Genomic DNA, 25,110 nt, shown 5'->3' with positions numbered 1-25,110 from the left:
TCATTGAATAATGACTTATCACTCGATATAATGAAGGCAAGTCAGCAATTATTTATTCACACACATAACGTTTGGGGAGGTTAGAAAAATGATAAATCTTGGTCTAGACATACTCGGTTTAGCCAGATTCCAATTCGGAATGACCACGGTCTTCCATTTCTTCTTCGTACCGTTTTCCATTGGGCTGGCGTTCGTGGTGGCCGTGATGGAAACCATGTACGCCGTCAAGGGCGACAAGGACTACAAGAAGATGGCCCAGTTCTGGGGCAAAATGTTCCTGTATAGTTTTGCCGTCGGCGTGGTGACCGGGATCATTCAGGAATTCCAATTCGGGATGAACTGGTCGGAATACTCCCGGTTCATGGGAGACATCTTCGGGGCGCCGTTAGCCATCGAAGCGCTCGCCGCGTTCTTCATGGAATCCACGTTCATCGGGATGTGGATGTTCACCTGGGACCGGTTTAACAAATGGGTGCACGTGCTCTTTATTTGGTTAGTTATGTTCGGCTCTTCATTATCGGCCCTGTGGATTTTGGCGGCCAACAGCTTTATGCAAAACCCGTTGGGGTACATCATCAATAAGCAGACCGGGCACGTTCAAATGACGGACTTCGGCGCAATCGTGGGGAACCCCCAGTTGTGGAACGAATTTCCACACGTGATTTTTGGGGCATTTGTAACCGCTGCCTTCGTCATCGCGGGTTGCTCCGCTTGGCGCTTACTCAAGAAGGAACACGTGACCTTCTACCGTAAGTCCATGCAAGTGGCCTTAGTCATCGGCTTGATCTTCTCGTTAGGCTCCATTGCTAGTGGGGATACGCAGATGCGTTACCTGCTCAACAACCAACCCATGAAGGTTGGGGCCATGGAAGGTTTGTATAAGAATTCTACGGAAAAGGGTGAGTGGACGGCCATTGCCGGTTTCGACACTAAGGCCCACAAGACCACCTGGTCCGTTGATATTCCATATGTCTTGAACTTATTGAGTTACCATAAATTGACCGGGACGGTTACCGGGATGAACCAGGCCAACAAGGAGTTGCACGCCAAGTACGATAAGAAGTACGGCAACGACATCAACTACTACGTCCCAACTAAAACCTTATTCTGGAGCTTCCGGATCATGTCCGGGGCCAGCGCGTTGTTCGCCTTACTGGCCATCGTGGGGTTGATTTTTAACCGCAAGAAGTCGCAAGCCATCGTCAAGCAGAAGTGGTTCCTGTACATCATGGGCCTGTGCCTGTGGCTACCGTTCATCGTCAATACCTGTGGGTGGTTCATCACCGAATTCGGGCGTTACCCGTGGGTCGTTTACGGCTTGCTGACCATTGCGGATGCGGTCTCGCCTAACGTTTCCGTGGCGTCGCTGCTCACGTCGAACATTGTCTACTTCCTGATGTTTGCGGGCATGGGCGTCGTGATGGTCGTCTTATGTCACCGGACGTTAAAGGCCGGACCGGATGCGGAAAACACCGACGGTTACTCGGCTTCCGACGTCGACATCGATCCTTACTCGAAGGGGGCGTTCAACCATGACTAGTTTACAATTACTCTGGTTTATTCTGATTGGCGTCTTGTTCAGCGGCTTCTTCTTCCTCGAAGGGTTCGACTTCGGGGTCGGCATGTTGATCAAGAGCTTTGCCCGCAACGATGCGGAACGCGACGTCGTGATCCGCACCATCGGCCCGCACTGGGACGGCAACGAAGTTTGGTTGATTACCGCCGGTGGGGCGATGTTCGCCTCCTTCCCGATGTGGTACGCCACGTTGTTCTCCGGCTTCTACCTGGTCTTATTCCTGATCCTGGCGTGCCTGATTTTCCGGGGCGTGTCCTTCGAATTCCGGGCCAACATGCAAACGGAACGCTGGAAGACTTTCTGGGAATGGGCCGGCACCATCGGCTCGGGCTGTGCGGCCTTCCTGTTCGGGATGCTGTTCACGGCCATGATCAAGGGGATGCCCATCGATAAAAACGGCGACATGACCGCCCACTTTACCGATTACGTCAACCTGTTCTCCATCGTGGGTGGGGTGGCCGTTACGGTCCTCTGCTTAGTCCACGGTTTAAACTTCATTCGGTTGAAGACTTCCGGCGAACTGCGTGACCGTGCGCGGGCCTGGAACAAGATTCTCTACCCCGTGCTGTTTGCGGGAGAAGTGGTCTTTGCCATCCTGCTGTTCTTCTCAACGGACTTCTTCGCCAAGAAACCCATGTCCACGACGCTGATTGTCCTGTTCCTGGTCGTGGTCACGGCGCTGGCTTACTGGGGCGTCCTGGGCAACCACGAATGGCTGTCGTTTGTCGGTAGTGGGTTGTCACTGATTAGCGTGGTGGTCCTGATCTTCAACGGGCTGTTCCCGCGGGTCATGGTCGCCAACAATCCGGCGTACTCGCTGCTGATTAAGAACTCGTCGAACTCGCCGTACACGCTGCACCTGATGACGATTCTGACGTTCTCCATCCTACCGATCGTGTTGATCTACTTCATCTGGAGTTACTGGGTCTTCTACAAGCGGCTGGCTTCACCGAAGCAAAACGCTTAAAGCTACGCTAGGTGTGAGTTTTCGCCTTCCGGCGCTCAGAGGCTGGAACGCCTGCGGGCACGATTTTGAACCTCGCCAAACCCGCGAGTTTCAAAACTCGGCCTTATTCTAAGCCGAGAAAATCACTCGACTAAGAATAATTTCGCTGGCTGAGCCCCTGAGCGCCTCCAGGCTGGACACTGGTCGTTGTTGGTGAAGATGGATTAGATTATTTAAACTGAATTGAACTGGTATCACCGTTTAAGTGGTGATACTCAAAGAACCGCCTGCCGGTGTTGTGTATCGGTGAGGCGGTTCTTTTGATATCTAGGTGATTTTAGGATTTAGCACACTAGGGACACAGACATTTTCGGCGGTCACCATACTCGTCAAAGCGAAATGAAAGCAGTATCATAAATGGTATAAGTATCGGATAGTGTGGCATTAGCAATCATCGGTTGAGTAACAGTTATGGGGCTCTAAAGTCACTACCTGCTAGTGTTGCCAAGCATTGGATAACAGGCGACACGAAAAGCCGGCGTGTTGGCATACATACAAATAGGCAGAATAATACCGGCATAGACTAAACTAGCGTTACGTCAGGTATCCTGTTCAGGCCCCATGAAACATTATCCGATAAGCAGAACTTGTATTGGGGGGATTTCATTGATTGATCAACGTGTGTTTCAATTTCCGGGAGTGCGCAAAGTCATTATCTGGCAGCTCCTGTTGACCCTGATTCAAGCGGGGTTAATTATCTTACAGGCGAAGTACCTGGCGGTGGCCATCGTCAACCTGTGGCAACTCAAGGGCGTCGGCACCATCGGCACGCCGCTGGCCATCTTCGCGGTCGCCTTTCTGGGCCGGCACCTGGTCACGGTGCTGAAGAACTGGCTGACCTACCCGTTCGTGGAGGGCACCACCAAGCGCCTACGCAAGCAGTTCATGGCTAAACTCTTTGACCTGGGTCCCAGCGTGGTAGCCCAAGAGGGAACCGGGAACGTGGTCACCATGGGCCTAGAGGGCATCGACAAGATTCAGACCTACCTAATGATGATCATCGGCAAGGTCCTGGACCTATCAATTACGCCGTGGCTGATCCTGATCTATATCGCGTTTATACAATGGAAGGAAGCGCTGTTTTTACTGGCGATTTACCCGTTGATCATCTTGTTCATGGTGATCCTGGGGCTGGCGGCGCAGGCCAAGGCCGACCGGCAGTATGCGGGCTACCAGCGGCTGTCCAACCACTTCGTCGATACCCTGCGGGGCTTGCCAACGCTCAAACAGCTGGGGCTCAACGAACAGTACGCCGGTAACGTCTACGAGGTCAGCGAGGACTACCGGAAGAAGACCATGGCGACGCTGACCATCGCCATGACCTCGACGTTTGCACTGGACTTCTTTACTACCTTATCGATTGCCATTATTGCGGTGTTCCTGGGCTTCGGCCTGATGGACAACACCATTCAACTCCTACCGGCGCTAATCATCTTGACGCTGGCGCCGGACTACTTCGCACCGATTCGCAACTTCGCCAACGACTACCACGCGACCCTCAACGGGAAAAACGCGTTAACGGCGGTCCTGGACATCTTACACCGCGAGACGCCGACCGACCGCGAAACGCTACCGGCCCAGACGCCGGTGTGGACGGCCGACGACCAGTTGACCCTCCAACACGTCAACGTGGGGTACGCCGCCGACGAAACGACCTTAAAGGACGTCAGCCTCAACGTGCACGGCTTCCAAAAGGTCGGTATCATCGGGGCCTCGGGGTCCGGTAAATCGACGTTAATCAACACGCTCAGTGGCTTCTTGAGTCCCCAAGCCGGCCAAATCACCGTGCGGGGGACGCAGGTGCCGCACCTGGACCAGGCCGCTTGGCAGAAGAGCTTCGTCTACATTCCCCAGGCACCGTACCTGTTCCACGCTAGCCTCCGTGATAACCTGGCCTTCTACACGCCGGACGCCAGTGACGCCGCCGTGGCGCAAGCCGCCGAGCGTGCTGGGCTGACGGACTGGATTGCCACGTTACCGGACGGCCTCGCCACCCAAATCGGGGAGGGCTCCCGGGGCGTTTCCGGCGGACAGGCACAACGGATCGCGCTGGCCCGGGCGTTTCTGGACGACTCGCGGCGCATCTTACTGTTCGACGAACCCACGGCGCACCTGGATATCGAAACCGAAATCGAACTCAAAAAGACCATGCTGCCGGTCTTTAAGGACCACCTGGTCTTCTTTGCGACCCACCGGCTGCACTGGATGAACGAGATGGACTACATCCTGGTGCTGGACCACGGTCGCGTGGTCGAACAGGGGACGCCGGCCGAGTTGCAGGCGCAAAACGGGGCCTACGTCCGGCTGCGGGCCGAAATGGAAGGGGATGAACCGGCATGAAAGGTTTCTTTAAAACGTTTGAACACGATCACTGGGTGATGCCGTACCTGAAACGGTATAAGGGCCTGCTCGCGCTGGTCCTGTTCCTAGGCTTCATGACCTTCTTCTGTGGCGGGGCGCTGATGTTCAACTCCGGCTACCTGATCAGTAAGGCGGCCACGCACCCCTATAACATCTTGATGATCTACGTGCCCATCGTCTTGGCGCGGGCCTTCGGGATCGGTCGGCCGGCCTTTCGGTACGCCGAACGTCTGACCAGCCATAATTGGGTTCTGCGCATCGTTTCGGACTTTCGCAAGCGTTTATACCAAGCTGTGGAGAAACAGGCTGTGGCGATTCGTCAGACCCATCAGACGGGGGACGTCTTGAGTATACTGGCCGAAGACATCGACCACATCGAAAATCTGTACCTGCGGACGGTCTTTCCGCTGGTGATTGGCTGGCTGTTGTACCTGTTCGTGGTCATCGGCATCGGCTACTTCAACTGGGCGTTCGGCCTGTTGATGTTGCTGCTCTTGGGGGTCATTGTGATCCTGATGCCGCTGCTATCGGTGGCGGTCAACGGCCAACGTGAGTTTCAGGCGCGGCAGGTACAACGGACCTTCTACACCAAGCTGACCGATTCCGTGTTGGGCTTGGGTGACTGGTTGATCTCCGGGCGGCGGCAGGCCTTCTTGGGCCAGCAGGACGCCCCCATCGACGAAATCGCGACCCTGCGCCGGAGCGACCACTACTTCCAGTGGTGGCGTAACCTGGCGATTCAGGTCATCTTCGGTGCCGCGGTCATCCTCCTGGTCTGGTGGGCCGGCTTGATGTTCACCCACGACCAGGCGCAGGCTAACTGGGTGGCGGCCTTCGGGTTGGCGCTCTTCCCGACGGTCGAACCCTTCGCGGACATGAGCCAAGGGGTCAGCGAGTGGCCGGTCTACCGCGACTCCATCAACCGGGTCAACCGGCTGGACGAACATGAACCGGTGCAGGTCCCCCAGGTCACGGTGGGCGCCTTCGAAACGCTGACGCTGGACCACGTGCGCTTCACCTATCCGGGGGCCCAACGGCAGGTGATCAACGACCTGTCGTTGACCCTGCGGCCGGGCGAGAAATTGGCCTTGCTGGGGCCCAGTGGGACCGGGAAGAGTACCTTACTGAAACTGATCCTGGGCGACGAAACGCCGACTCAGGGGCAGGTCACGGTCAACGGCGTGCCGGTGGCACAGTTGCAGGACCAACGCGCCCAGCTCTTTGGGGTGCTGGACCAGCAACCCTACTTGTTCAACACCACGGTGATGAATAACGTCCGGTTGGGCAATTTAAACGCCACGGACGAGGACGTGCGGCGGGTGATCAAGGCCGTGGAACTCGACGACCTGATTGGCAGTCTGCCGGACGGCTATAACACGCAGGTCCAGGAAGCGGGGAGCCGCTTCTCTGGGGGCGAACGCCAACGGTTGTCGCTGGCGCGGATCCTGTTGCAGGATACGCCGGTGATTATCTTGGACGAGCCCACGGTCAGTCTGGATCCGATTACGGAACAACACCTGTTGGATACGGTTTTTGACGTCCTGCAGGATAAAACGATTATTTGGGTCACCCACCACTTGACGGGCATTCAGCACGTCGACCAGGTCCGTTTTATCGAAAACGGCCAGTTCGACATGCAGGGGACGCCCCAGGCGCTCTACCGCGATAACGCGCGGTTTCGGGCGTTGTATGATTTGGATCGGGGCCATTAAAAAAGACAAGGGGTGTCACGATGCGGATTGACCGTATTGTGACACCCCTTGTCTTTTAGTGATTAACGGGGACAAAGGTAAGGAAAATGGCCGTAGAAACGCCGGTTTAGATGTGGTAGGGTGAAAATGGTTATTAAATAAATTGACCAAACAATAGGGCGCCAGGCCTGAATCTAGCGATTGGCTCTTGATAAATATAATGGGGTCAATTACAATACTTGAGGACTATGACGGGTGAGCGGGGCAATTTTAATCCCGCACAATTTGAAATATAATTGTAAAATAACCCGGATTAGGCCGCCAAGTTGGGAACTAAGATGACAAGAAAAGGTAACTAGCACGTGCTTTCGTTAAATTTAAGTAACGGTGATTAAATGCGAAAACTGTTAACTGCACCGCCCAAAAACGGATTGTGGGCGGCGATTAATAGTGCTATGCTTACCTAAAGTGTCATTAGAAAAATTTAACGATTTTGATGATGAATTGTAAAGAATAATCGTTGGATGTGGAGGAAACAATGGATTCAGAACAAACCATTAGCATCACGCAGATCTTTGGAATCTTGCGTAAGCGCATGCGCACTATTGTTATAACGACTTTGTTGGTCACTCTGGCTGCAGCATTTGTGACTTTTTTTGTGATGACGCCGAAGTATACAGCTACTACAGAACTGTTGGTAAATAGAAAGTTATCTGCAGATATGCAAGGGGCTGCCTTGCAACAAACTCAGGCTGATGTCCAAATGATTAGTACATACAAGGATATCATTACTAGTCCAACGGTGCTTCAGAAAGTTAGTAAGACTGTGAATATCTATCCAGGGTATCCTGGTTCAATTAATGGATTGAAAAATAATATTTCTATTAGTAGCCAACAAAATTCACAGGTTTTCTCAGTTACGGTAAAGACGAGTAATGCACGAACATCTGCGGTAATTGCTAATACTACGGCAAAGGTTTTTAAAAAACAGGTTGTAAAGATGATGAGCGTCCATAATGTATCCATTGTCTCAAAAGCAATGCCTAATTACAATGCAGTTAGTCCACGAAAAGCTCTGAACATGGTGCTAGGTCTACTTTTGGGAGTGGTTTTAGGTATTAGTTTTGCTTTTGTTCGTGAATTAAGTGATAAGACAGTAACTACTGAAAGCTTTTTAACTGAAGATTTAGGCTTAACCAGTTTAGGCGTAATTAATGAAATTGACGAGAGTGAAATTAAGAAACGTATGAGTCGACATGTTATACGTCCAAACACAAATAATGGTGATGTTTTAATTACAGATGGCATTGGTGATGTTGAACCACGTCGACACAAAAGAATTTAGGTGATGAATAATGGCATTATTTAAACGAAAACAAAAGAAGTTAGACGATAGCAGTTTGAAGTATGGAGTTGGTTTAGTTACTTATTCTGATCCTACTGGGATGATTTCTGAGCAGTTTAAGACACTGCGTACAAATATTCAATTTTCTTCAGTGAATAATAAATTACATTCGATTATGTTTACCTCATCTGCTCCTTCAGAAGGGAAGTCTACTGTTAGCAATAATGTTGCTGTAACCTGGGCCGATCAAGGATCTCAAGTTATACTTGTGGATGCTGATTTACGTCGTCCAACTATACATCGTACGTTTAATGTTAGTAATCGAGTAGGCTTATCTAATTATTTATCTGGGAACGCAGAGTTAGCAGAAGTTATTCAGCCGACGATGATTGCTAACTTGTCTGTGATTACAAGTGGTCCTATTCCACCTAATCCCTCAGAACTATTAAATAGCTCTCGGACTGCAGTACTACTGAAAGAGTTGGTTAATCAATCGGATTTACTTATTTTAGACGCGCCACCAGTTAACACTGTTACTGATGCGCAGTTATTAGGGGCTCGTGTAGACGGAACAATTTTGGTGGTTCCACAAGGTATTGCTGAAAAGGTTGGTGTACGACACGCTAAGCAGGCTCTTGAAACGGTACATGCCAATATTTTAGGTGCTGTGATGAATCGTGTAACTGCTGAAAAATCCGGTGGTTATTACGGTGGTTACTATGGCGGTAATTATGGTGGTTATTATGGAACGGATGATAAGAAATGAATTTAATTGACTTACACTGTCATATGTTGCCTGGAGTGGATGATGGAGCTAAGGATTTGCCGATGGCTCTGGATATGGCTCGGGCAGCAGTTGGTCAAGGAATTAGTCATATTTTATTAACGCCGCACCATATGGATGGGGATTACACCAATCATAAGCAGGATGTTTTAGTTCGTGTGGAGAAATTCCAACAGGCCATTGATGATGCCGAAATTCCGTTAACTGTGTTTCCGGGTCAAGAGGTTCATTTAACTGGGGAGTTACTTGAAGCCATTGACAATGACGATATTTTATATATGGATGAGGGCGGCCATTATCTATTATTGGAACTACCGCATAGTGGTATTCCCGAGTATACCAAGGATATGGTGTTTGAACTACTGGCGAGAGGTATTACGCCAGTAATTGCCCATCCAGAAAGAAATCATGGTTTTCAGAAGCATCCTGATAAGTTATATGACTTTGTCGAGATGGGGTGTCTCACACAGCTCACTAGTAGTAGCTATTTGGGAATTTTCGATAAAGATGTTGAGAAATTGACATCACAGATCATTGATGCAAATTTGGGGTTCGCGTTTTCGTCTGATGCGCATAATTTTAAAGGACGACGTTTCGTAATGCATGAAGCGTTTGAAAAACTAGAAAGAAAAAAAGGAAAAGAGTTAGCTATTCAATTCAATGCGAATGCTAAAGCAATTATTAATGGGGATGAAGTGGTTCGGGGAACGGTGACAAGAATCTCATCGTTAAAGAAAAAAAGATTCTGGCTATTTTAAGCTGGGAGTGTGTCATATATGGAAGTAGATTCAAAAGTATCAAGTAAATATAAAGTACATGTAAAGAGTTATTCTAAAGGATACCTTTTTACTAAGAGACTGATTGATATTACAATTTCTTTGCTGGCATTGGTAATGCTGTCTCCTATTTTTTTGGTCGTCTGGTTATTAGACATATTTAGTCTTAGTAATCGTGGGCCGTTATTTTATCGACAAGTTAGAATGGGACTAAATGGACAGCGTTTTAAAATGTTTAAGTTTAGATCCATGGTGGTGAATGCAGATGAAAAGTTGCATAATAACCCAGTTTTATATCGTAAATATGTAGAAAATAATTTTAAGTTAAAGCCAGAAGATGATCCTCGAATCACTAAATTAGGGTCTTTTTTACGGAAAACTTCAATAGATGAAATTCCTCAATTCCTTAATATCCTTAAAGGAGATATGGCACTAATAGGTCCTAGACCGGTAGTCGAGGAAGAACTTACCGAATATAATGTTGAAAAGTTATTATCAGTTAAGCCGGGAGCAATGGGACTTTGGCAAGCAAGTGGTAGAAGTAATGTTGGGTACCCGGAGAGAGCAAATATTGAGATGCATTATATAGACGAAGCGAGCTTAAGTGTAGATTTAAAGATTATGTGGATGAATATTGTAAAAATATTTAATGGAAAAGGTGCTTATTAATTAGCATAAAAGTTTGAGCGGTAGCTTATAATGGGTTTTCAATGTCAGTAGATAATGCAATATATTTTCTAATTTTCAGTGGAGTGGTTCAATATCGGCGTTACTTTATGTATTTGCATGGGAAAGGAAACTTGAAACAAGTTATTTTTGAGTACGATTTTTTGTGAAGATGGGTCTAATTAATTTTACCTAATAACGAATTCTAAACTTTTTGATAGGAGAGTACATATTTAAAAGCATTGTTAGGAGGATATTTTGTCTAAGATACGTGTGCTAGAACTTTGTGAATCTTATGGCGGAGGAGTAAAAACGCAATTAGATTTTTTAAATACTTATTTAGATAAGAAAAAGTTCGACTTTGTTGTAATGGTAAGCTCTAAAAGGGAAAATGGAATCCCATCAGATTATATAATTGAAGACAAGTTGTCTGAAATAAAAAATCCAATAAAATTTTTAGAGTCCTTAATGAGCATTAATAAGGTTGTTAAGAAAAATCAAGTACAGATTGTTCACGCTCATAGTACCATTGCAGGTATTGCAATGGTACTTTATAAAATGATTTTTTTTAGCAAGATTCCGGTTATATTTACTCCACATGCTTATTACTCTGAAATGGACCGAGGAGTTTTGAAAAATGGAATTTTGAGGCTTATAGAAAGGTTCATGAACCACTTTTTTTCTTGCGTTATTCACGTATCAAAGGAAGAAGAAGGGTATGCACTAAGAAGTAACTTAGTTGCAGGAAAAAAAAGTGTGGTTGTAAACAATGGCGTTCCGAAACAAGAATTGGTGAATCAAAGTCATAAAGAGACAACCTTTATAAATGTTGCTCGATGTGCTGATCAGAAAAACCCCTCTAAGTTCATCGATTTGGCTCAAATCATATTGAATGAATTAGATTGTAAATTTGTATGGGTTGGGGATGGACCATTACTTGAATCATGTAGGGCAAAGGTAAAGAAATTAGATTTGGATAGTAAAATAAAATTTGTTGGATATTCAAATAACGTAGCTAGTTATTTGAAAAAGGCGGATGTATATCTGTCCACGTCACGGTATGAAGGACTTCCGTTCTCTGTTTTAGAGGCATTATCGTATGGGCTTCCGCTATTATTAACGGATATTATTGGACATAAATCCTTAGTTAAAAATAACGGATATTTACTGAGTGATTCTGATAAACCTTATCAGATTAAAAAAAGAGCAGCTGATATTTTAGAAAATGAAGAATCGTATTCTGCAGCAAGTCTCGAACTATATAGTTCAGAGTATTCAATTGAAAAAATGATAAATGGTATTCAGAAAGTGTATTTAAGTAATATCTGAATTTTATAGGAGATGCTTATGAAGATTATACATTTTATATCTGGTATAGGATCAGGTGGGGTAGAACAAATGTTAATTAACTACACGGGCATTTTAAATAAAAATACTGATTTTACGCAAATCGTAGTATTTCAACATGACCCTGATAAAATTTGTCTGAATAAGCTTGAGAGAGCTGGGGATAAATGCGTGCGGATTTCGGATAAACGGCATCATCCACTAAAAAATTTATGGCAGAGTTATAGAATAATAAAGAGTGAACAACCGGATATTGTGCATTGTCATATGAGTTTGTTGAATTTTTTTCCATTATTTATAGCGTGGATATGCCATGTTAAGGTTCGAATATCGCATTCACATATTTCGTCAAGTAGCAATCCTAGATTTGTGGATTGGATTTTTAAGAGGTTGAATATAATATTTGCTACAAAACTACTTGCTTGCGGGGAAGATGCTGGACATTTTCTATATGGTAAAAGTAAGTTTAAGGTTATAAGGAATGCGATTAATATTGATAATTTTATTAATATTAGAAAGAAAAATCAGGATGAAAGACGCGAGCTACACATACCAAGTGATGCAGTAGTGATTGGTCATATTGGTCGTTTTGTTGATCAAAAAAACCATGGTAGATTATTAGATATTTTTTTCGATTATTATTGGAATTTAAATCGTAAGGCATATCTTTTGCTAGTTGGTGATGGAGATCTAAAAAAGGAAATGGAAATAAAAGCGGACAATCTGGGCATCAAAAATCGAGTTTTGTTTACTGGGAATGTTGATAATGTGTCAAAGTATTATTCGGTCATGGATGTGTTTCTATTGCCTTCTTTGTATGAAGGGTTACCTATTGTGGCTATTGAAGCGCAATGTTCAGGAATACCAATGCTAATATCCAATACAATTGATTCAGATGCTAAAATACTATCCACTACTAAACTATTGAGTTTGAATTTAAGTAATCTAAAATGGGAAAAAAATCTAGATCGACTGGTACACGAAAGAAAAATCGATTTTAGCACAATTAAAGATATTTTAGTTCAAAAAGGCTTTTCAATAGAAAAAGAAGTGGAGAATTTAAATGGTTTTTATAAACAAGCAGTAGAGGAAATATAGTTCATATGAACTATATTTAATGATTTTTATATACGCGTTAGTACCATACCTTGTTTTTTGTGCGAAGAATTTACAATTGAAGTTCAACAAGTGAGAAGAAAATAAAAAATGACCCATAGCCTGAGTCCGGTAGAATAAAGTCACCACAATAAACATCTAAAGGAGATTTTAGGTTATGAGTCCGTACAACCATCTATCTTAAAAGACCGAGAATGTCTGCTGTTAGGCGTCGCTTTAAACGAACTTAAAGCCATCATATCGTGCGAAATTAAGCACAATGGCGGTCGTAAAGCTTACTGTCAGGGCCTAAACTATCAGGGACGTCAGCTAAACAAACGACTTTTTAGGTTTCAGATTGTTTAGCCTGTAAGCTACGTCACCGTGGTAAAAGCCGAAAGGTCAAAGGCACCATTAAAGAACGAAAGTTGAACTTGATTTAACAGTTCGTCAATTGAATTATATAGTTTTGTATTTGTAGTATATCTATTAATATCAAAGTTGGCTCGTAATCCCAGTAAAATACTCCATGTGCGAATTTTACTATCGGGTTTAATAGTCTCTATTTTTACCGCGTATTGATTTGTAAGTATAGTGATTTTAAATACGGGGCAAACGCATTCGTACACATCCGCTTTTTAAAAATATTTGGTTAGGAGAATCCTTTTGGTAAACACTGATGCTATAGTTGTTACTTACAATCGTATTAATAAGTTGAAAGAGTGTTTAAGTAACTTGTTATCGATGAATTTAAAACATATATTTATTGTAAACAATGCTAGTACTGATGGAACGCTTGACTATTTGATGCAAATAGAAGCTAAAAATGAAAAAGTAATTGTAAAGAATTTGAGAAAAAATATTGGTGGGGCCGGTGGATTTAATACCGGCCTTAAGATGTTTCTAGAGAATAGTAATAGTAATTATGTTTGGTTAATGGATGATGATACAGTTCCGAATATGAATGCTTTAACAAAATTAGAAGTGGGATTAAGTGCTGTACCAGAAAAAAACAGAGGTTTTGCTGTGGGCCAAACTTATTGGACTGATGGCTCTCTGGCGGTTATGAACAAACCCCTTATATCAAGTAAAAAAGCTGATAAAAAAAGTGTCAGATATGTTGATGAAGCTTCGTTTGTTGCCATTTTAATTTACAGAAATGCAGTATTGACTGTTGGACTACCTATTCGCGATTTCTTTATATGGGGAGATGATGTTGAGTATACTAGACGACTGATTAGCAATGGATATTTAGGTGTTCAAGTGTTAGATGCTAAAATCATACATAAAATGGCAGCTAATAATTCTACAAATATTGTACATGAAAATAATAATGTTGGACGGATAAGTAGGTACTATTATGATTTTAGAAATCGTGTTTATTTGAGCCGTGAATTGGGATATCGAAGATTGCTAAAAACACTTGTTGGAAGAATAGTCTGGTTCTTTAGAATCATCTTCTATCCAGGTAAATATAAATTATTGAAACTGAAAGTTTTGGTAAAAGGAACTATGGATGGAATAAAATTTAGTCCTAAGATAGAGTATTTTAAAGGAGAATAATTATATGAAAAAAGAGTACTTAGTAATTGGAGCGGGACTATTTGGATCAGTATTTGCGTTTGAGGCGGCAAGGAGGGGACACCATGTTGTTGTCTTAGAAAAAAGAGATCATATTGGAGGAAATATCTACACAGAGGAAATTGAAGGAATACAGGTTCATAAATATGGTGCTCATATTTTTCATACGAGTATGAAAAATATATGGGAATATATTAATCGATTTGCAACGTTCAATAACTATGTAAATAGTCCGATTGCTAACTATCATAACGAAATTTATAACCTGCCTTTTAATATGAATACGTTTAATAAACTTTGGGGTGTGATTACACCCGATGAAGCTAAACGTAAAATAGATCAACAAAAAAAGAACATTGTATTAAATGGGAAACCTCAAAATCTTGAAGAGCAGGCGCTTTCATTAGTTGGACCGGACGTTTATATAAAATTGGTTAAGGGATATACAGAAAAGCAGTGGGGAATCTCAGCAAAAGAGTTACCAGCATTTATTATAAGAAGGTTACCGGTTCGCTTCACTTACGACAATAATTATTTCAATGATCCTTATCAGGGAATACCAATAGGCGGTTATACTCAGATTATAGAAAAAATGTTGGCTAGCGATCTAATAGATGTTCATACTGGAACGGATTATTTTAATTCTATTAATGAGTATAGTGGTGGATATGAGAAGATAATATTTACGGGTATGATTGATCAATTTTATAATTATGAACTTGGCACTTTAGAATACAGAAGTCTCAAATTCAAAACACAACTTAAAGAAACAAGTAATTTTCAAGGAAATGCGGTTGTTAATTATACCGATGAAGAGACTCCTTTTACTAGAATTATTGAGCACAAACATTTTGAATTTGGAAATGGAAATAAAGATAAAACCGTTATTACTTATGAATACCCTACTACATGGAGTAAGGGCGCAGAGCCGTATTATCCTATTAATAATAAGAGAAACAAAGAATTATACACGAAATATAGCGAGATGGCAAAGTCTAAAAATCCGGAGATAATATTTGGAGGAAGATTAGGTCAATATCGGTACTATAATATGGATCAAACTATTATGGCGGCGTTACAGGCAGTTAAGCAGGAATTTGGTGAATAAAGAAATATGAGAGTTGTTAAGAATTATCTGTACAATGCGTCTTATCAAGTTTTTATATTATTAGTACCGTTAATAACCACACCGTATTTATCGCGGGTATTGGGGCCTAAGGGCGTAGGCATTAATTCTTATACTAATTCGATTATTCAGTATTTTATTTTACTTGGTGGTATTGGTGTCAACTTGTATGGTAATCGGCAAATTGCTTATGTGCGGGATAATAAATATAAAATGACACAGACATTTTACGAAATATTTATTATGAGAATAATTGCGGTAATTATTGCGTATATGGCTTTTATACTATTTTTATCTACTACAAACCATTATCATGCCTATTATTGGGCACAATCTGTGTCATTAATTGCGGTTGCGCTTGATATATCGTGGTTTTTCATGGGTGTTGAGAACTTTGTTGTTACGGTCGTTAGAAACTTTATGGTGAAAATAATTACGCTAATTTTGATCTTTTCATTGGTAAAAACAGATCAGGACTTAACAACCTACATTATGATACTGTCATTATCGTTGCTTTTAGGAAATTTAACACTGTTTCCCAGTTTGCGAAAATATGTGGGTCATCCTAATTTTAATGATATGCATATTGTCCATCATATTATGCCGTCGATTGTATTATTTGTTCCTCAAATTGCAATCCAGATATACTCCGTCGTTAACAAAACTATGCTTGGAATAATGGTATCGGTTCAGGCTGCGGGGTATTTTGAACAGTCTGATAAGATAGTCAAGATGATTCTAGCTATTGTTACAGCTACAGGAACAGTTATGTTACCACATGTAGCTAATGCCTATGCAAATGGTGAACATAAAAAAACACGATTGTATCTATATAAGAGTTTTTCATTTGTAACTGCAGTATCTGTTCCAATGTTTTTTGGATTGATGGCGGTATCGTCAAAATTTGTTCCACTGTTTTTTACCTCACGTTTTTCTGCCGTCACACCATTAATGATTATTGAATCGATTGTTATACTGCTAATAGCTTGGAGTAATGTAATTGGCGCTCAGTATTTGTTACCTACACAGCAAGTTCATTTTTATACGATGTCAGTTATATTAGGGGCCATTATTAATATAATAGTAAATATACCTTTAATTATGTTTTTGGGGGCAGTTGGAACGGCTATTGCGACAGTATTATCCGAGATAGCAGTAACTGGATATCAATTACTGTCTATTAGAAAACAAGTAAATTATAAACTATTATTTACTGATACTTTTAAATATTTAACTGCTGGTTTCTTAATGTTTGTAGTTACTAATCTAATTGATAGGAATACAAGTTCTACATGGCTAATGCTTATAATAGAAGTGCTTTTAGGAATTACTATCTATACTCTTTTATTGTTGTTATTTAGGGTTAAAATGGTTGGTGAAACTATACAAATGATTAAAAATCGTAAATGAAGTTTGAAAGGTGGAATCATACTATATGATGAAGTAATCGTGGATAACGTTGAATTACTAAAAAGATAACTTCAGGACAGTCTACATTAGATCCTGTGAAGAATATATTGAAAGCACTTTAAAATTAATTTCCTAAGGATTGGGTCTAAATTGAGTGGTGAAAGAGTATGAATAGAAAAAAAGCAACATATTCCTATATGCTAGTCTTTTTTGAATATTTCTATATGTTTGTAACACTATTACAGTGTAATAGTGTGTTGTTTTGTGAAAATAATAATTCAGGTAAAATAAAAATAGTGTGGGTATTGTTGACCGCATTATTTCTTTTGAGAGCAGTACTTCGATTTGTAATATTAAAAAGAAATATACAACCATTGATATGGTTTGTATTATTGTTTTTGTTGTTAGTGATATCATTTTTAGCGATTAGTTATCAAATATATGCTTTTTCTATGGAGTCAATGGTAAGCTATTTGTTTATTCCGATTGCTGGAACTATTGTTATGTATGACTACTTTACGTCTGGTGCTGGCGGGCGTCTACTTGTTGTATTCAGAAATATTGTTTTATGTTTAGCAGTTCTCTCGTTATTCTTCTGGTTATTATCTATTTTAGGAGTACCTACGAATTCTGAAAGCACCATTGCTTGGGGGACGGAACATTCAATACCGGGATACTTTCACATTCATTTTATTGCTCAAGGATCAGTTAATTTTTTGGGAATTGATACAATTAGAAATACTGGGATATTCGTTGAAGCGCCAATGTATTCGTACATACTTAGTTTAGCATTTTTAATAAATTTATTCGTAAGTAAAAGCGGTTATAATTGGATTACGCTGACACTTGGAATAGCATTACTCACTACGACATCAACTACAGGAGTGATTATTGCATTTCTTGCAGTTGCCTATTACGAATTCGTTGTAGTTGATAGGGAGTCAGCTGTGCTAAAGGTATTAATTTTTCTGGTTGGTATTTCTGCGTTAATATTTTCTGTTATAAGAATTTTATCGGATAAAATAGATCCAAATTGGAACTCATCATCAAGCATACGGTTCAATGATATAGTGGCCGGTTTTTTAGCTTGGAAGGATCATCCTTGGATGGGAAATGGACTTGGTAATTACACGACTATTATACAATATATGGACTCTCGTAGATTAATAGGATTAACTGGGTATTCCAGTGGTGCTATGGAAGTGCTGGCATATGGGGGCGTGTTAGGTTTAATGTTTTATGTTATTCCTACAGTATTAAGTTTAGTCTATTCTAAAAGGATATTGGGGCTGTCTTTAATATCATTTGTTTTATTTGTATTTACCATTGTTGATGGTACATATATATATTTACTGCTACTATGCTATTTTTGGGCTGGTTATCTGACTCGAAAAACCAATGTAAAATAGTTACGGAAGGGATAGAAAAATAACTTGAATTGTGGGTTTAGTTTTTACTTATGAGGCTACTAAAAGAGTATAGTCGTTGAAAATAGAGATTATATTGGTGTAAATATTTATATTAGAGAGTTGAAGGAATTCAAGCTTCACGCTAAAATGAAAAAATATGTGAGATTATATTAATTTACAACGTTTAATAATTATACAAATAGTCTAATTGTAAATTATAAAGAAGAAATATATAGCTTGCCGTTTAATATAAACACATTTAATAAATTGTGTAGGCTATTACACCGTAAATAACAAAAGAACAAAAGGATATTTTAGGTTTTAGTGATAAGTCAAACAACTTAGAAGAGCAGACAATTTTACTGGTGGAATCAGATTGACGAATTGTCAGATCAAGCGCGACTTTGTCTCGAAGAGAACTTTAAATGGACTCTTCCAGCCTAAGACCTTGCGTGGTCGGTTATTCAAATCCCTGACAAACTTGTCGATATCTTGATCAGTCAGTTGGTCTAAGTCGGTTCCCTTGGGGAAATATTCTCGAATGAGGCCGTTGGTATTCTCATTGGATCCCCGTTGTTGGGGCGCATAGGGATTGGGAAAATAGACCGGAATGTTTAGCTCTTGACTAACTTCGCGGTATCCTGAGAATTCAGTTCCACGGTCCGGCGTAAGCGTCCGAACTCGTTTAGGCGTCGTGGTATGCAGTAGGTCAATCATCGTTTGTGTAACGTTCTTGGCATTTACTTTGAGAACCCGCTGAGATGATAAGTACCGAGATTTACGGTCCACTAAGGTTACCAGGGCTAAACGACCTGAAATTTGTTTCGGGGACCACTGACGTTGAACAATACAGTGAAGGATAAAATCCTGTAACTTCAAGTTAGTTAGAAGCCTAGGACGTCGGCTTTTTAGCCGACGTCCTTGATAGTTCTCTTGAGCCTTGACGGCCGAATAGGCCTTACGACCGCCATTGCGCTTGATTTCGCGTGATGCGGTGGCTTTAGAACCCTTGATAGGTGTCGTTTAAAGTGACGCCCAACAGATGCATTCTCGGTCTTTTAAGGTAAGATTTCCTTTAAATGTTTGTTGTGGTGACTTCATTCTACAGGACTCAGGCTATGAGTTCTTTTATTCTCTTCTCACTTGTTGCACTTCAATTGTAAATCCGTCAATCATACAAGGAAGACGTTCTTTTGCTTATACATGGATGAATTGACGTTTACATAATATGTTTTGTATTTCTGCATTCACATTTGAGTATGAATGGTTATCGATATTTTAAAGAAAAAGAGTTTAACCGACTATTGCCAGTATTTTGCGGTAAAATGGTTGATGTGAATAAGGCTAATGTATGGTAACAATATGTTAACCTAGGGCTACTTATTTTTAGTTAGTAAGCGGAGGGATACTTATGCAACATCGAAAAAAAACACATACGGTTAGAAATGTTTTTTTAACTATAATTTTGTTGTTAGTGGTTGGAGGGGCCGCTTATGGAATGCAACGATATCGTAGTGTGAAGGAGTCTATAAATAGTTCTTTTAAAGCCTCAGGAATTCAAAAAGAAAGAAATGTTACGCAACAATTAAAAGATAAAAAGCCCGTTTCCGTTCTTTTGTTAGGAACTGATACAGGTGAATTTAATCGTACTGATCGTGGAAGAACTGATAGTATGATGGTTGTTACACTTAACCCCAAGACTAATAAAACGACTATTACAAGTATTCCGCGGGACACGGCTGTGTCTATTCCTGGTTATACCAGTGAGGCCCCGTCAAAAATTAATGCAGCGTATGCATGGGGAAAGACTAAGACGTCAATTAAGACGGTTCAGCAAATGTTGAATATTCCTATCGACTTTTACGCTTTAGTTAATCTTAAGGGATTGATTAAGGTAGTTGATAAAGTTGGCGGTGTTGATGTAACGCCAACTCTAAGCTTTAGTAATTTGGGATATACTTTTACGAAGGGCGTTAAAACCCACATGAATGGGAAAAAGGCGTTGGCTTATGTTGACATGCGCTATAAAGATCCACAAGGAGATTACGGTCGACAGACTCGGCAACGTAATGTTTTGATGGCAATAGTACGTAAAACTGGATCAGTTTCCGCATTATTAAACCAAGATTTCATTAATTCATTAGCAGAACAAACTCAAACTGATTTAACTTTTGATGATTTAACAGCCATTGCTAAAGATTACCGAAAGGCAACTGGTAATATTAAGCAAACCCACTTACAAGGTCACGGAAAAGAACTTAGTGGCCAAGACATGGAAGTCATGAAGAAGCCAGAATTACAACGGGTGACGAACTTTATCCGTAACGGGCTGGACTTGCCACATAAGACCACGGGTTCCATTGCCCTGTTTAGCAGTACCAGCAGTAAGAAGTCATCTAGCTCAACTTCGACGACTTCGGACGCTACGACGGCCGGAACCACCACGGCGACGACTGACGCCACCGGAACCACCGATTACGGCTATTAAAATCATTAATTTGAAGAGACCAATTCATTGCGGATTGGTCTTTTTGATTAGGGAGAAGGGTTGCTATGAATAATTTATTAGTTACCGGTGCTGCCGGTTTCATCGGCTCCAACTTTGTCCGGTACGTCGTTGAGTACCATCCGGAGGTTCGACACGTGACGGTCCTGGATAAACTCACCTACGCGGGTAATCGGGCGAACCTCACGGGGTTATCCGCCGACCGGGTGACGTTGGTGGTGGGCGACGTTTGCGATGCGTCGTTGGTCAATCGGCTGGTGCAGGCCGCCGATGCCGTCGTGCACTACGCCGCGGAGAGTCACAACGATAACTCACTACTGGACCCGGCCCCGTTTATTCAAAGCAACATTGTGGGCACCTATACCCTGATTCAGGCGTGTCACCAGTATGGGGTGCGCTACCACCACATCTCCACGGATGAGGTCTACGGTGATTTACCCTTACGTGCTGACTTACCAGGACAGGGGACGGGTGCGGGTGAAAAATTTACGCCCACGTCGCCGTATCAGCCCAGCAGTCCCTATTCGGCGACCAAGGCCAGTTCGGACATGTTGGTGCGGGCCTGGGTGCGTTCGTTTGGTCTGAAGGCGACGATTTCCAACTGTTCCAACAACTATGGGCCTTACCAGCATATCGAGAAGTTCATTCCACGCCAGATTACCAATATCTTGAGCGGCATTCGACCGAAGCTCTACGGAAGTGGGCAGAATGTCCGCGACTGGATTCATACGACCGACCATTCCCGGGCTGTGTGGGATATCCTGACCCGCGGGAAGCTGGGCGAGACCTATCTGATTGGGGCCAACGGTGAGCGGAGTAATCAGGAGGTCTTAGAACTAATCTTAAAGCTGATGGGGCAACCGGTCGATGCCTATGATCACGTCCGCGACCGACCGGGACACGACCGCCGTTACGCTATTGACGCCACCAAGTTGCGCCAAGAGTTGGGTTGGCGGCCAGAAGTCATCGATTTTGAGCAGGGCTTACAGCAAACCATTGACTGGTACCGTGAGCATGAAGACTGGTGGAAGCCTGAGAAGGCTGCGGTGGAAGCGAAGTATGGGCGGCAGGGACAATAAGACGACTAAAACCGTCAACCAGATTTTTCCGGTTGGCGGTTTTAGTGTGAGAAATCTTAGGTTTAGAGACCTACTTCGTGTAGTATTCCGTCTGGGTGTCGTAAGTAATCTTCAACGCCTTGTGGTGCTTGTAGTGGCTACGCTTAAGGTTGAAGTTTTCCCCGACCTGTTCGCCCTTGTGTGCCTGAAAGACGGTGACATAGCCCTTACCGACGTGGATACCCAGGCGCTTGCCCTTGAGGTGAATCGCGGCGGCCTTAATGGAACGGGCGTGGACTACTAACTTTTGCCCCCGCTTAATTTTAGGGGAGCGCAGAACCCAAGTCCCCCGGTATGACTTAGGAATCGACCGGTAGACGCTTTTGGCTGAAGCAGGTTGAACCGTTGCGAGGGTACCCAAGCTGAGGAGTAACGTTAACGTGGTAATCATGAGTTTCTTGAACATGGTAAAACTTCCTTTTATGTAGATTTGGTTCACTTAGTATAATCTTCCCGAAACACGGTGTGGTGGTTAGTTGCCAACTGTTTTTGCCGTTGATCCAAGTAGGCCTTGGCTTCCTGACTGTTGGTACAGTCCGTCAAGATAACGGCTTCTTGGACTTTGGCGAATCGCTTAGAGGATTGGTCATCCCCAGCCACGGTGAACTTTCCCGTTGATAACTTCTTAAACGCAAAGTTAAGACTTTTTCGTAATCGGTGAAAGAGCAGATAGTCGTTGCTGTCGGATACCGTAATCGCGATAATGGCATTGGCCGGCGCGGCTAAGATGGCGGCTCGTCGTTGCTGGGGTAGGTACTTTGACAGATAATCGGGTTGTGAATGTGTGGCGATTACCGGCTTAGTCGCGGAGATACCCACTTCCTGTGGCTGATAGCCAAATTTGTGCTGGTTAGCGGGGTTATTTAGGACTTTAACGAGTTGGTCTTCTTGAACCGCCGTGAATTTGCCGCCCCGCACGGCTTGGTAACCGTACCGTTTCATCAGCTTTAACGTGGCCTGAGTTTCTGCTGCTTCCAAATCGGGTCGGGTAATGTCGGTAAATTCCGTTAAACCGATGACTTCTAACGGGTGATGGTCGGTCGTCCAGTAAGCACATTTGAAACCGTCCTCGTTTTCACCGAGAAAGTGTGCCTGAATGCGGCTCCTTAAGTGACTAGTTGAGCCAACGTAATACTTACCGTCCCGAAGACGCAATTGGTAAACGTAGTTGTGATGGCCCTCGTCCTTTTCGAAAAAGTGCCAGGTCGATAGTTGCCGTTTTTGCTCGTTCAACTGTTGAATCTTGGTCAACAGGTCTTGAATCCGCACGGAAGCCTGATCATACCGTGCTTGGGCGTTTTGTAGGTGTTCACTTAGGGTATCTAATCGTTGTTGTAAGGCCTGTGTTTGTTGTTGAAGTTGCTGATTGGCGGTGCGTAGCTCGGCGGTATCAGTGTGATTACCGAAAAGCCCCATGGTGATTCCTCCCAGTTCATTAGTCATTATAAATCCATCTTACCGCTTTTAGGTGGGGATGGTAATTAGAACTGACTATAAATTAAGTGATATAAAGATTATAGTTAAGGAAAACTATTTTATGGGAAACTAAAATGCAGAGACTGGCGGCACAATGCTGGTTTATGAGTAAACAGTGATCACGAAAGTGAAGCGCTGATTCGAATAAAAAGCGAGTTAGCTTATTTGAAAATGGGCTAACTCGTTATTTATACTTTAAGGGTATTAGAATTCTAAATTTAGATGGTTACTTGGTACGCTTGCGAAGAATCTCGAATAAAGTTTCTGACTTAACGTGGTAGTAATACTTTTGGCTGTACGAAATGAAGATAAGGATTAGTAAAATGGCGAAGATACTGTCGTTTAAAATGGATTGTTGGTTGTATAAAGCGGACGCTGCTGCATGTTCTTGGGAGATAGCCGTTAGCGTGTAAGTTGAAATGGTGACAAATAGTGTAACCAGGGCGAGAAATGAAGTGGTTGATACAACGGTTGGTAAACTAGCTGATGAAGAATTAAGAGCTTGAATGCGAAGCTTTAATTCCTCATCAGAATAGTGGCGAGCGGCTTGCTGTGTTTTTTTGCGAATCCATTGTTTAACTTTATTATGCATAATGACATAACCTACCTTTCTAGAATTTTGAAACACCGCTAGAATACTCAAAAGGAGTTTGGAAAAACAAGGTAAATTACAAGTGAATAGAAAAAAATTCCAAGTAAATTCGGAACAATATTGAAAAGGGAAAAACAAAATCTGAGTGTGGGGTGATAACTGGTTAATAATGAGAGTACTTGAAGGATTGCTGTTATAAATGATTAGTTCAGTATTGGCAGAATAACCACACGGCTAAAGTTAGTGGGGTATGATAAACTGATACTAAGCGTATCGATTGGCTGACAATTGTGGGGGATTAAATTGAAAAAGGTGATTCAGATTCCTTCAATTGACGATAGCATTGAGGGTTATCAGGTACTGGTAAAGTTAAATGGTCGGTGCCACGATATTTTGGGTATGGACATCGACGAACCAAGCAAAGATATTAATGTGAGTTTTAATTTTGAAAGATGCCAGGTTCTCAAACAAAATGGTGTTTCGTATCTGGGAGCGATTAGTTATGTTTTCGCCCAACAGGGATACCATGTCTTTTATGAGATTGGGAGTCTAAACGCCCAAGTATTTGAAACGTTAAGTCAAGACGGCTTTTTAGGATCTAATTTTAAGAAATACCACTCTATGATGAGCGTGGATTCAAATCACATAAAGTTCAATCATTTTATAGGGAGTACGGAAGACCGTTCCGTGAATGATAAAATTCAAACTTATATTACGAAGGAATGGTTAGCCAAGGCTAATATTCATTTTTCGGAACCCTTACGGCAAGATATTACGGCCCGCTTGTATGAACTTTTTGCGAATGCACTGGAACATTCTAAGAGTCCGATTGGCTGTATCGCTAGCGGCCAAAGTGAATCCCATGATATTGATCTGTGTGTCGTGGACCTGGGCGTGGGTATCGTTCAGAATGTCCAGCAGTATTATAAAAAAATTGGGCAAAAGATTTCTAGTGAGGAGGCTATCCGCAAAGCATTTATTGATGGGTTTACCACTCGTGGTGATGAGAGTGGTGGCTTGGGGTTAGCTTTAATTAAAGAGTTTCTCCAATTGAATAAGGGGTCGTTGGATGTTTATTGTAACGATATTCATTTGCGAATTGATCCGCAACACGTAAATCCGGTTGTCCATAGTCTTAAAGAACATTTCTACGGGACGATGCTTAATGTTAAACTTAAGAAAGACAACCGATCCTGAATTATTCACCAGAAACTCCAAAATCCCCATCAAACACATGATTCAAGT

20 protein-coding genes and 1 pseudogene are annotated in these 25,110 nt (G+C 42.6%); 17 read left to right on the top strand and 4 right to left on the bottom strand.

The annotated features are described in order from the left end of the window. Positions 1-88: 88 nt before the first annotated feature. From FD38_RS05210 to FD38_RS12760, 14 genes are all read left to right on the top strand, one after another. Positions 89-1,540, top strand: a complete 1,452-nt coding sequence (locus FD38_RS05210) for a cytochrome ubiquinol oxidase subunit I (RefSeq protein ID WP_057731985.1) — start codon at positions 89-91, stop codon at positions 1,538-1,540. Next, a complete protein-coding gene (gene cydB, locus FD38_RS05205) occupies positions 1,533-2,543 on the top strand; it encodes a cytochrome d ubiquinol oxidase subunit II (protein WP_057731983.1) in 1,011 nt (336 codons plus the stop codon). Before FD38_RS05210 ends, cydB begins: the two co-directional genes overlap by 8 nt. A 645-nt stretch (positions 2,544-3,188) precedes the next feature. After that, positions 3,189-4,922: a thiol reductant ABC exporter subunit CydD gene (gene cydD, locus FD38_RS05200; RefSeq protein WP_057731981.1), complete on the top strand. Its 1,734-nt coding sequence runs from the start codon at positions 3,189-3,191 to the stop codon at positions 4,920-4,922. Continuing rightward, a complete protein-coding gene (gene cydC, locus FD38_RS05195; RefSeq protein ID WP_057731979.1) occupies positions 4,919-6,655 on the top strand; it encodes a thiol reductant ABC exporter subunit CydC in 1,737 nt (578 codons plus the stop codon). The genes cydD and cydC overlap by 4 nt, the downstream gene beginning before the upstream one ends. 517 nt (positions 6,656-7,172) lie before the next feature. Continuing rightward, positions 7,173-7,979, top strand: coding sequence for a YveK family protein (locus FD38_RS05190; protein WP_057731977.1), 807 nt, complete (start codon positions 7,173-7,175; stop codon positions 7,977-7,979). Positions 7,980-7,989: 10 nt separating this feature from the next. Continuing rightward, positions 7,990-8,745: a CpsD/CapB family tyrosine-protein kinase gene (locus FD38_RS12560; protein WP_083485279.1), complete on the top strand. Its 756-nt coding sequence runs from the start codon at positions 7,990-7,992 to the stop codon at positions 8,743-8,745. Next, a complete protein-coding gene (locus tag FD38_RS05185) occupies positions 8,742-9,521 on the top strand; it encodes a tyrosine-protein phosphatase (protein ID WP_057731975.1) in 780 nt (259 codons plus the stop codon). The genes FD38_RS12560 and FD38_RS05185 overlap by 4 nt, the downstream gene beginning before the upstream one ends. A gap of 18 nt (positions 9,522-9,539) precedes the next feature. Next, positions 9,540-10,208, top strand: coding sequence for a sugar transferase (locus tag FD38_RS05180; RefSeq protein WP_057731973.1), 669 nt, complete (start codon positions 9,540-9,542; stop codon positions 10,206-10,208). Between the two features lie 255 nt (positions 10,209-10,463). Continuing rightward, entirely contained in the window at positions 10,464-11,534 is a 1,071-nt protein-coding gene (locus FD38_RS05175) for a glycosyltransferase (protein WP_057731971.1), read from the top strand. Positions 11,535-11,552: 18 nt separating this feature from the next. Then, positions 11,553-12,650, top strand: a complete 1,098-nt coding sequence (locus FD38_RS05170; RefSeq protein WP_057731969.1) for a glycosyltransferase — start codon at positions 11,553-11,555, stop codon at positions 12,648-12,650. A 663-nt stretch (positions 12,651-13,313) separates the two neighbouring features. Then, on the top strand, positions 13,314-14,210 hold the full coding sequence (locus tag FD38_RS05165) for a glycosyltransferase family 2 protein (RefSeq protein WP_057731967.1): 897 nt from the start codon (positions 13,314-13,316) through the stop codon (positions 14,208-14,210). Positions 14,211-14,214: 4 nt separating this feature from the next. Continuing rightward, positions 14,215-15,336, top strand: coding sequence for a UDP-galactopyranose mutase (gene glf, locus FD38_RS05160; protein ID WP_057731965.1), 1,122 nt, complete (start codon positions 14,215-14,217; stop codon positions 15,334-15,336). A 6-nt stretch (positions 15,337-15,342) separates the two neighbouring features. Further along, positions 15,343-16,764 (top strand): oligosaccharide flippase family protein, encoded by a 1,422-nt coding sequence (locus FD38_RS05155; protein WP_057731963.1) that lies wholly within the window; start codon positions 15,343-15,345, stop codon positions 16,762-16,764. A gap of 167 nt (positions 16,765-16,931) precedes the next feature. Beyond that, the gene (locus FD38_RS12760; RefSeq protein ID WP_147007837.1) at positions 16,932-18,173 is read left to right on the top strand and encodes an O-antigen ligase family protein; all 1,242 of its coding nucleotides are present in this window, start codon (positions 16,932-16,934) and stop codon (positions 18,171-18,173) included. A 387-nt stretch (positions 18,174-18,560) separates the two neighbouring features. On the opposite strand, the pseudogene FD38_RS05150 reads toward FD38_RS12760, so the two are convergent. Then, positions 18,561-19,274 (bottom strand): annotated as a pseudogene (locus FD38_RS05150) (IS30 family transposase). 310 nt (positions 19,275-19,584) lie between these two features. Between FD38_RS05150 and FD38_RS05145 the strand changes: the two are divergent. Then, entirely contained in the window at positions 19,585-20,661 is a 1,077-nt protein-coding gene (locus FD38_RS05145; RefSeq protein ID WP_057731961.1) for an LCP family glycopolymer transferase, read from the top strand. A 65-nt stretch (positions 20,662-20,726) separates the two neighbouring features. Then, a complete protein-coding gene (rfbB, locus tag FD38_RS05140; RefSeq protein WP_057731959.1) occupies positions 20,727-21,758 on the top strand; it encodes a dTDP-glucose 4,6-dehydratase in 1,032 nt (343 codons plus the stop codon). Positions 21,759-21,828: 70 nt separating this feature from the next. Here the strand turns inward: rfbB and FD38_RS05135 are convergent, their stop codons facing one another. The 3 genes from FD38_RS05135 to FD38_RS05125 form a co-directional block, all read right to left on the bottom strand. After that, positions 21,829-22,203 carry a hypothetical protein gene (locus FD38_RS05135; protein ID WP_057731957.1) on the bottom strand — a complete coding sequence of 125 codons (375 nt, stop codon included), beginning with the start codon at positions 22,201-22,203 and terminating at the stop codon, positions 21,829-21,831. Positions 22,204-22,232: 29 nt separating this feature from the next. Continuing rightward, complete coding sequence (locus tag FD38_RS05130; RefSeq protein ID WP_083485276.1) at positions 22,233-23,240, bottom strand: GIY-YIG nuclease family protein; 1,008 nt, start codon at positions 23,238-23,240, stop codon at positions 22,233-22,235. A gap of 259 nt (positions 23,241-23,499) precedes the next feature. Next, positions 23,500-23,865, bottom strand: a complete 366-nt coding sequence (locus tag FD38_RS05125) for a hypothetical protein (RefSeq protein ID WP_057731954.1) — start codon at positions 23,863-23,865, stop codon at positions 23,500-23,502. A gap of 303 nt (positions 23,866-24,168) precedes the next feature. Between FD38_RS05125 and FD38_RS05120 the strand changes: the two genes are divergently transcribed. Further along, complete coding sequence (locus FD38_RS05120) at positions 24,169-25,062, top strand: HAMP domain-containing histidine kinase (RefSeq protein ID WP_057731951.1); 894 nt, start codon at positions 24,169-24,171, stop codon at positions 25,060-25,062. The last annotated feature ends 48 nt before the right edge of the window (positions 25,063-25,110 follow it).

Source organism: Levilactobacillus zymae DSM 19395, assembly GCF_001434115.1.
In the GTDB taxonomy this organism is placed as follows: domain Bacteria; phylum Bacillota; class Bacilli; order Lactobacillales; family Lactobacillaceae; genus Levilactobacillus; species Levilactobacillus zymae.
Note: the sequence above shows the minus strand (reverse complement) of the source record. Positions and strands in the feature narration are given on the sequence as shown.

Coding starts and splice junctions, on each gene's coding strand:
- FD38_RS05210 (WP_057731985.1), top strand. CDS start 89: ATGATAAATCTTGGTCTAGACATACTCGGTTTAGCCAGATTCCAATTC.
- cydB (WP_057731983.1), top strand. CDS start 1,533: ATGACTAGTTTACAATTACTCTGGTTTATTCTGATTGGCGTCTTGTTC.
- cydC (WP_057731979.1), top strand. CDS start 4,919: ATGAAAGGTTTCTTTAAAACGTTTGAACACGATCACTGGGTGATGCCG.
- FD38_RS05190 (WP_057731977.1), top strand. CDS start 7,173: ATGGATTCAGAACAAACCATTAGCATCACGCAGATCTTTGGAATCTTG.
- FD38_RS12560 (WP_083485279.1), top strand. CDS start 7,990: ATGGCATTATTTAAACGAAAACAAAAGAAGTTAGACGATAGCAGTTTG.
- FD38_RS05185 (WP_057731975.1), top strand. CDS start 8,742: ATGAATTTAATTGACTTACACTGTCATATGTTGCCTGGAGTGGATGAT.
- FD38_RS05180 (WP_057731973.1), top strand. CDS start 9,540: ATGGAAGTAGATTCAAAAGTATCAAGTAAATATAAAGTACATGTAAAG.
- FD38_RS05170 (WP_057731969.1), top strand. CDS start 11,553: ATGAAGATTATACATTTTATATCTGGTATAGGATCAGGTGGGGTAGAA.
- glf (WP_057731965.1), top strand. CDS start 14,215: ATGAAAAAAGAGTACTTAGTAATTGGAGCGGGACTATTTGGATCAGTA.
- FD38_RS05155 (WP_057731963.1), top strand. CDS start 15,343: ATGAGAGTTGTTAAGAATTATCTGTACAATGCGTCTTATCAAGTTTTT.
- FD38_RS12760 (WP_147007837.1), top strand. CDS start 16,932: ATGAATAGAAAAAAAGCAACATATTCCTATATGCTAGTCTTTTTTGAA.
- FD38_RS05145 (WP_057731961.1), top strand. CDS start 19,585: ATGCAACATCGAAAAAAAACACATACGGTTAGAAATGTTTTTTTAACT.
- rfbB (WP_057731959.1), top strand. CDS start 20,727: ATGAATAATTTATTAGTTACCGGTGCTGCCGGTTTCATCGGCTCCAAC.
- FD38_RS05135 (WP_057731957.1), bottom strand. CDS start 22,203: ATGTTCAAGAAACTCATGATTACCACGTTAACGTTACTCCTCAGCTTG.
- FD38_RS05130 (WP_083485276.1), bottom strand. CDS start 23,240: ATGACTAATGAACTGGGAGGAATCACCATGGGGCTTTTCGGTAATCAC.
- FD38_RS05125 (WP_057731954.1), bottom strand. CDS start 23,865: ATGCATAATAAAGTTAAACAATGGATTCGCAAAAAAACACAGCAAGCC.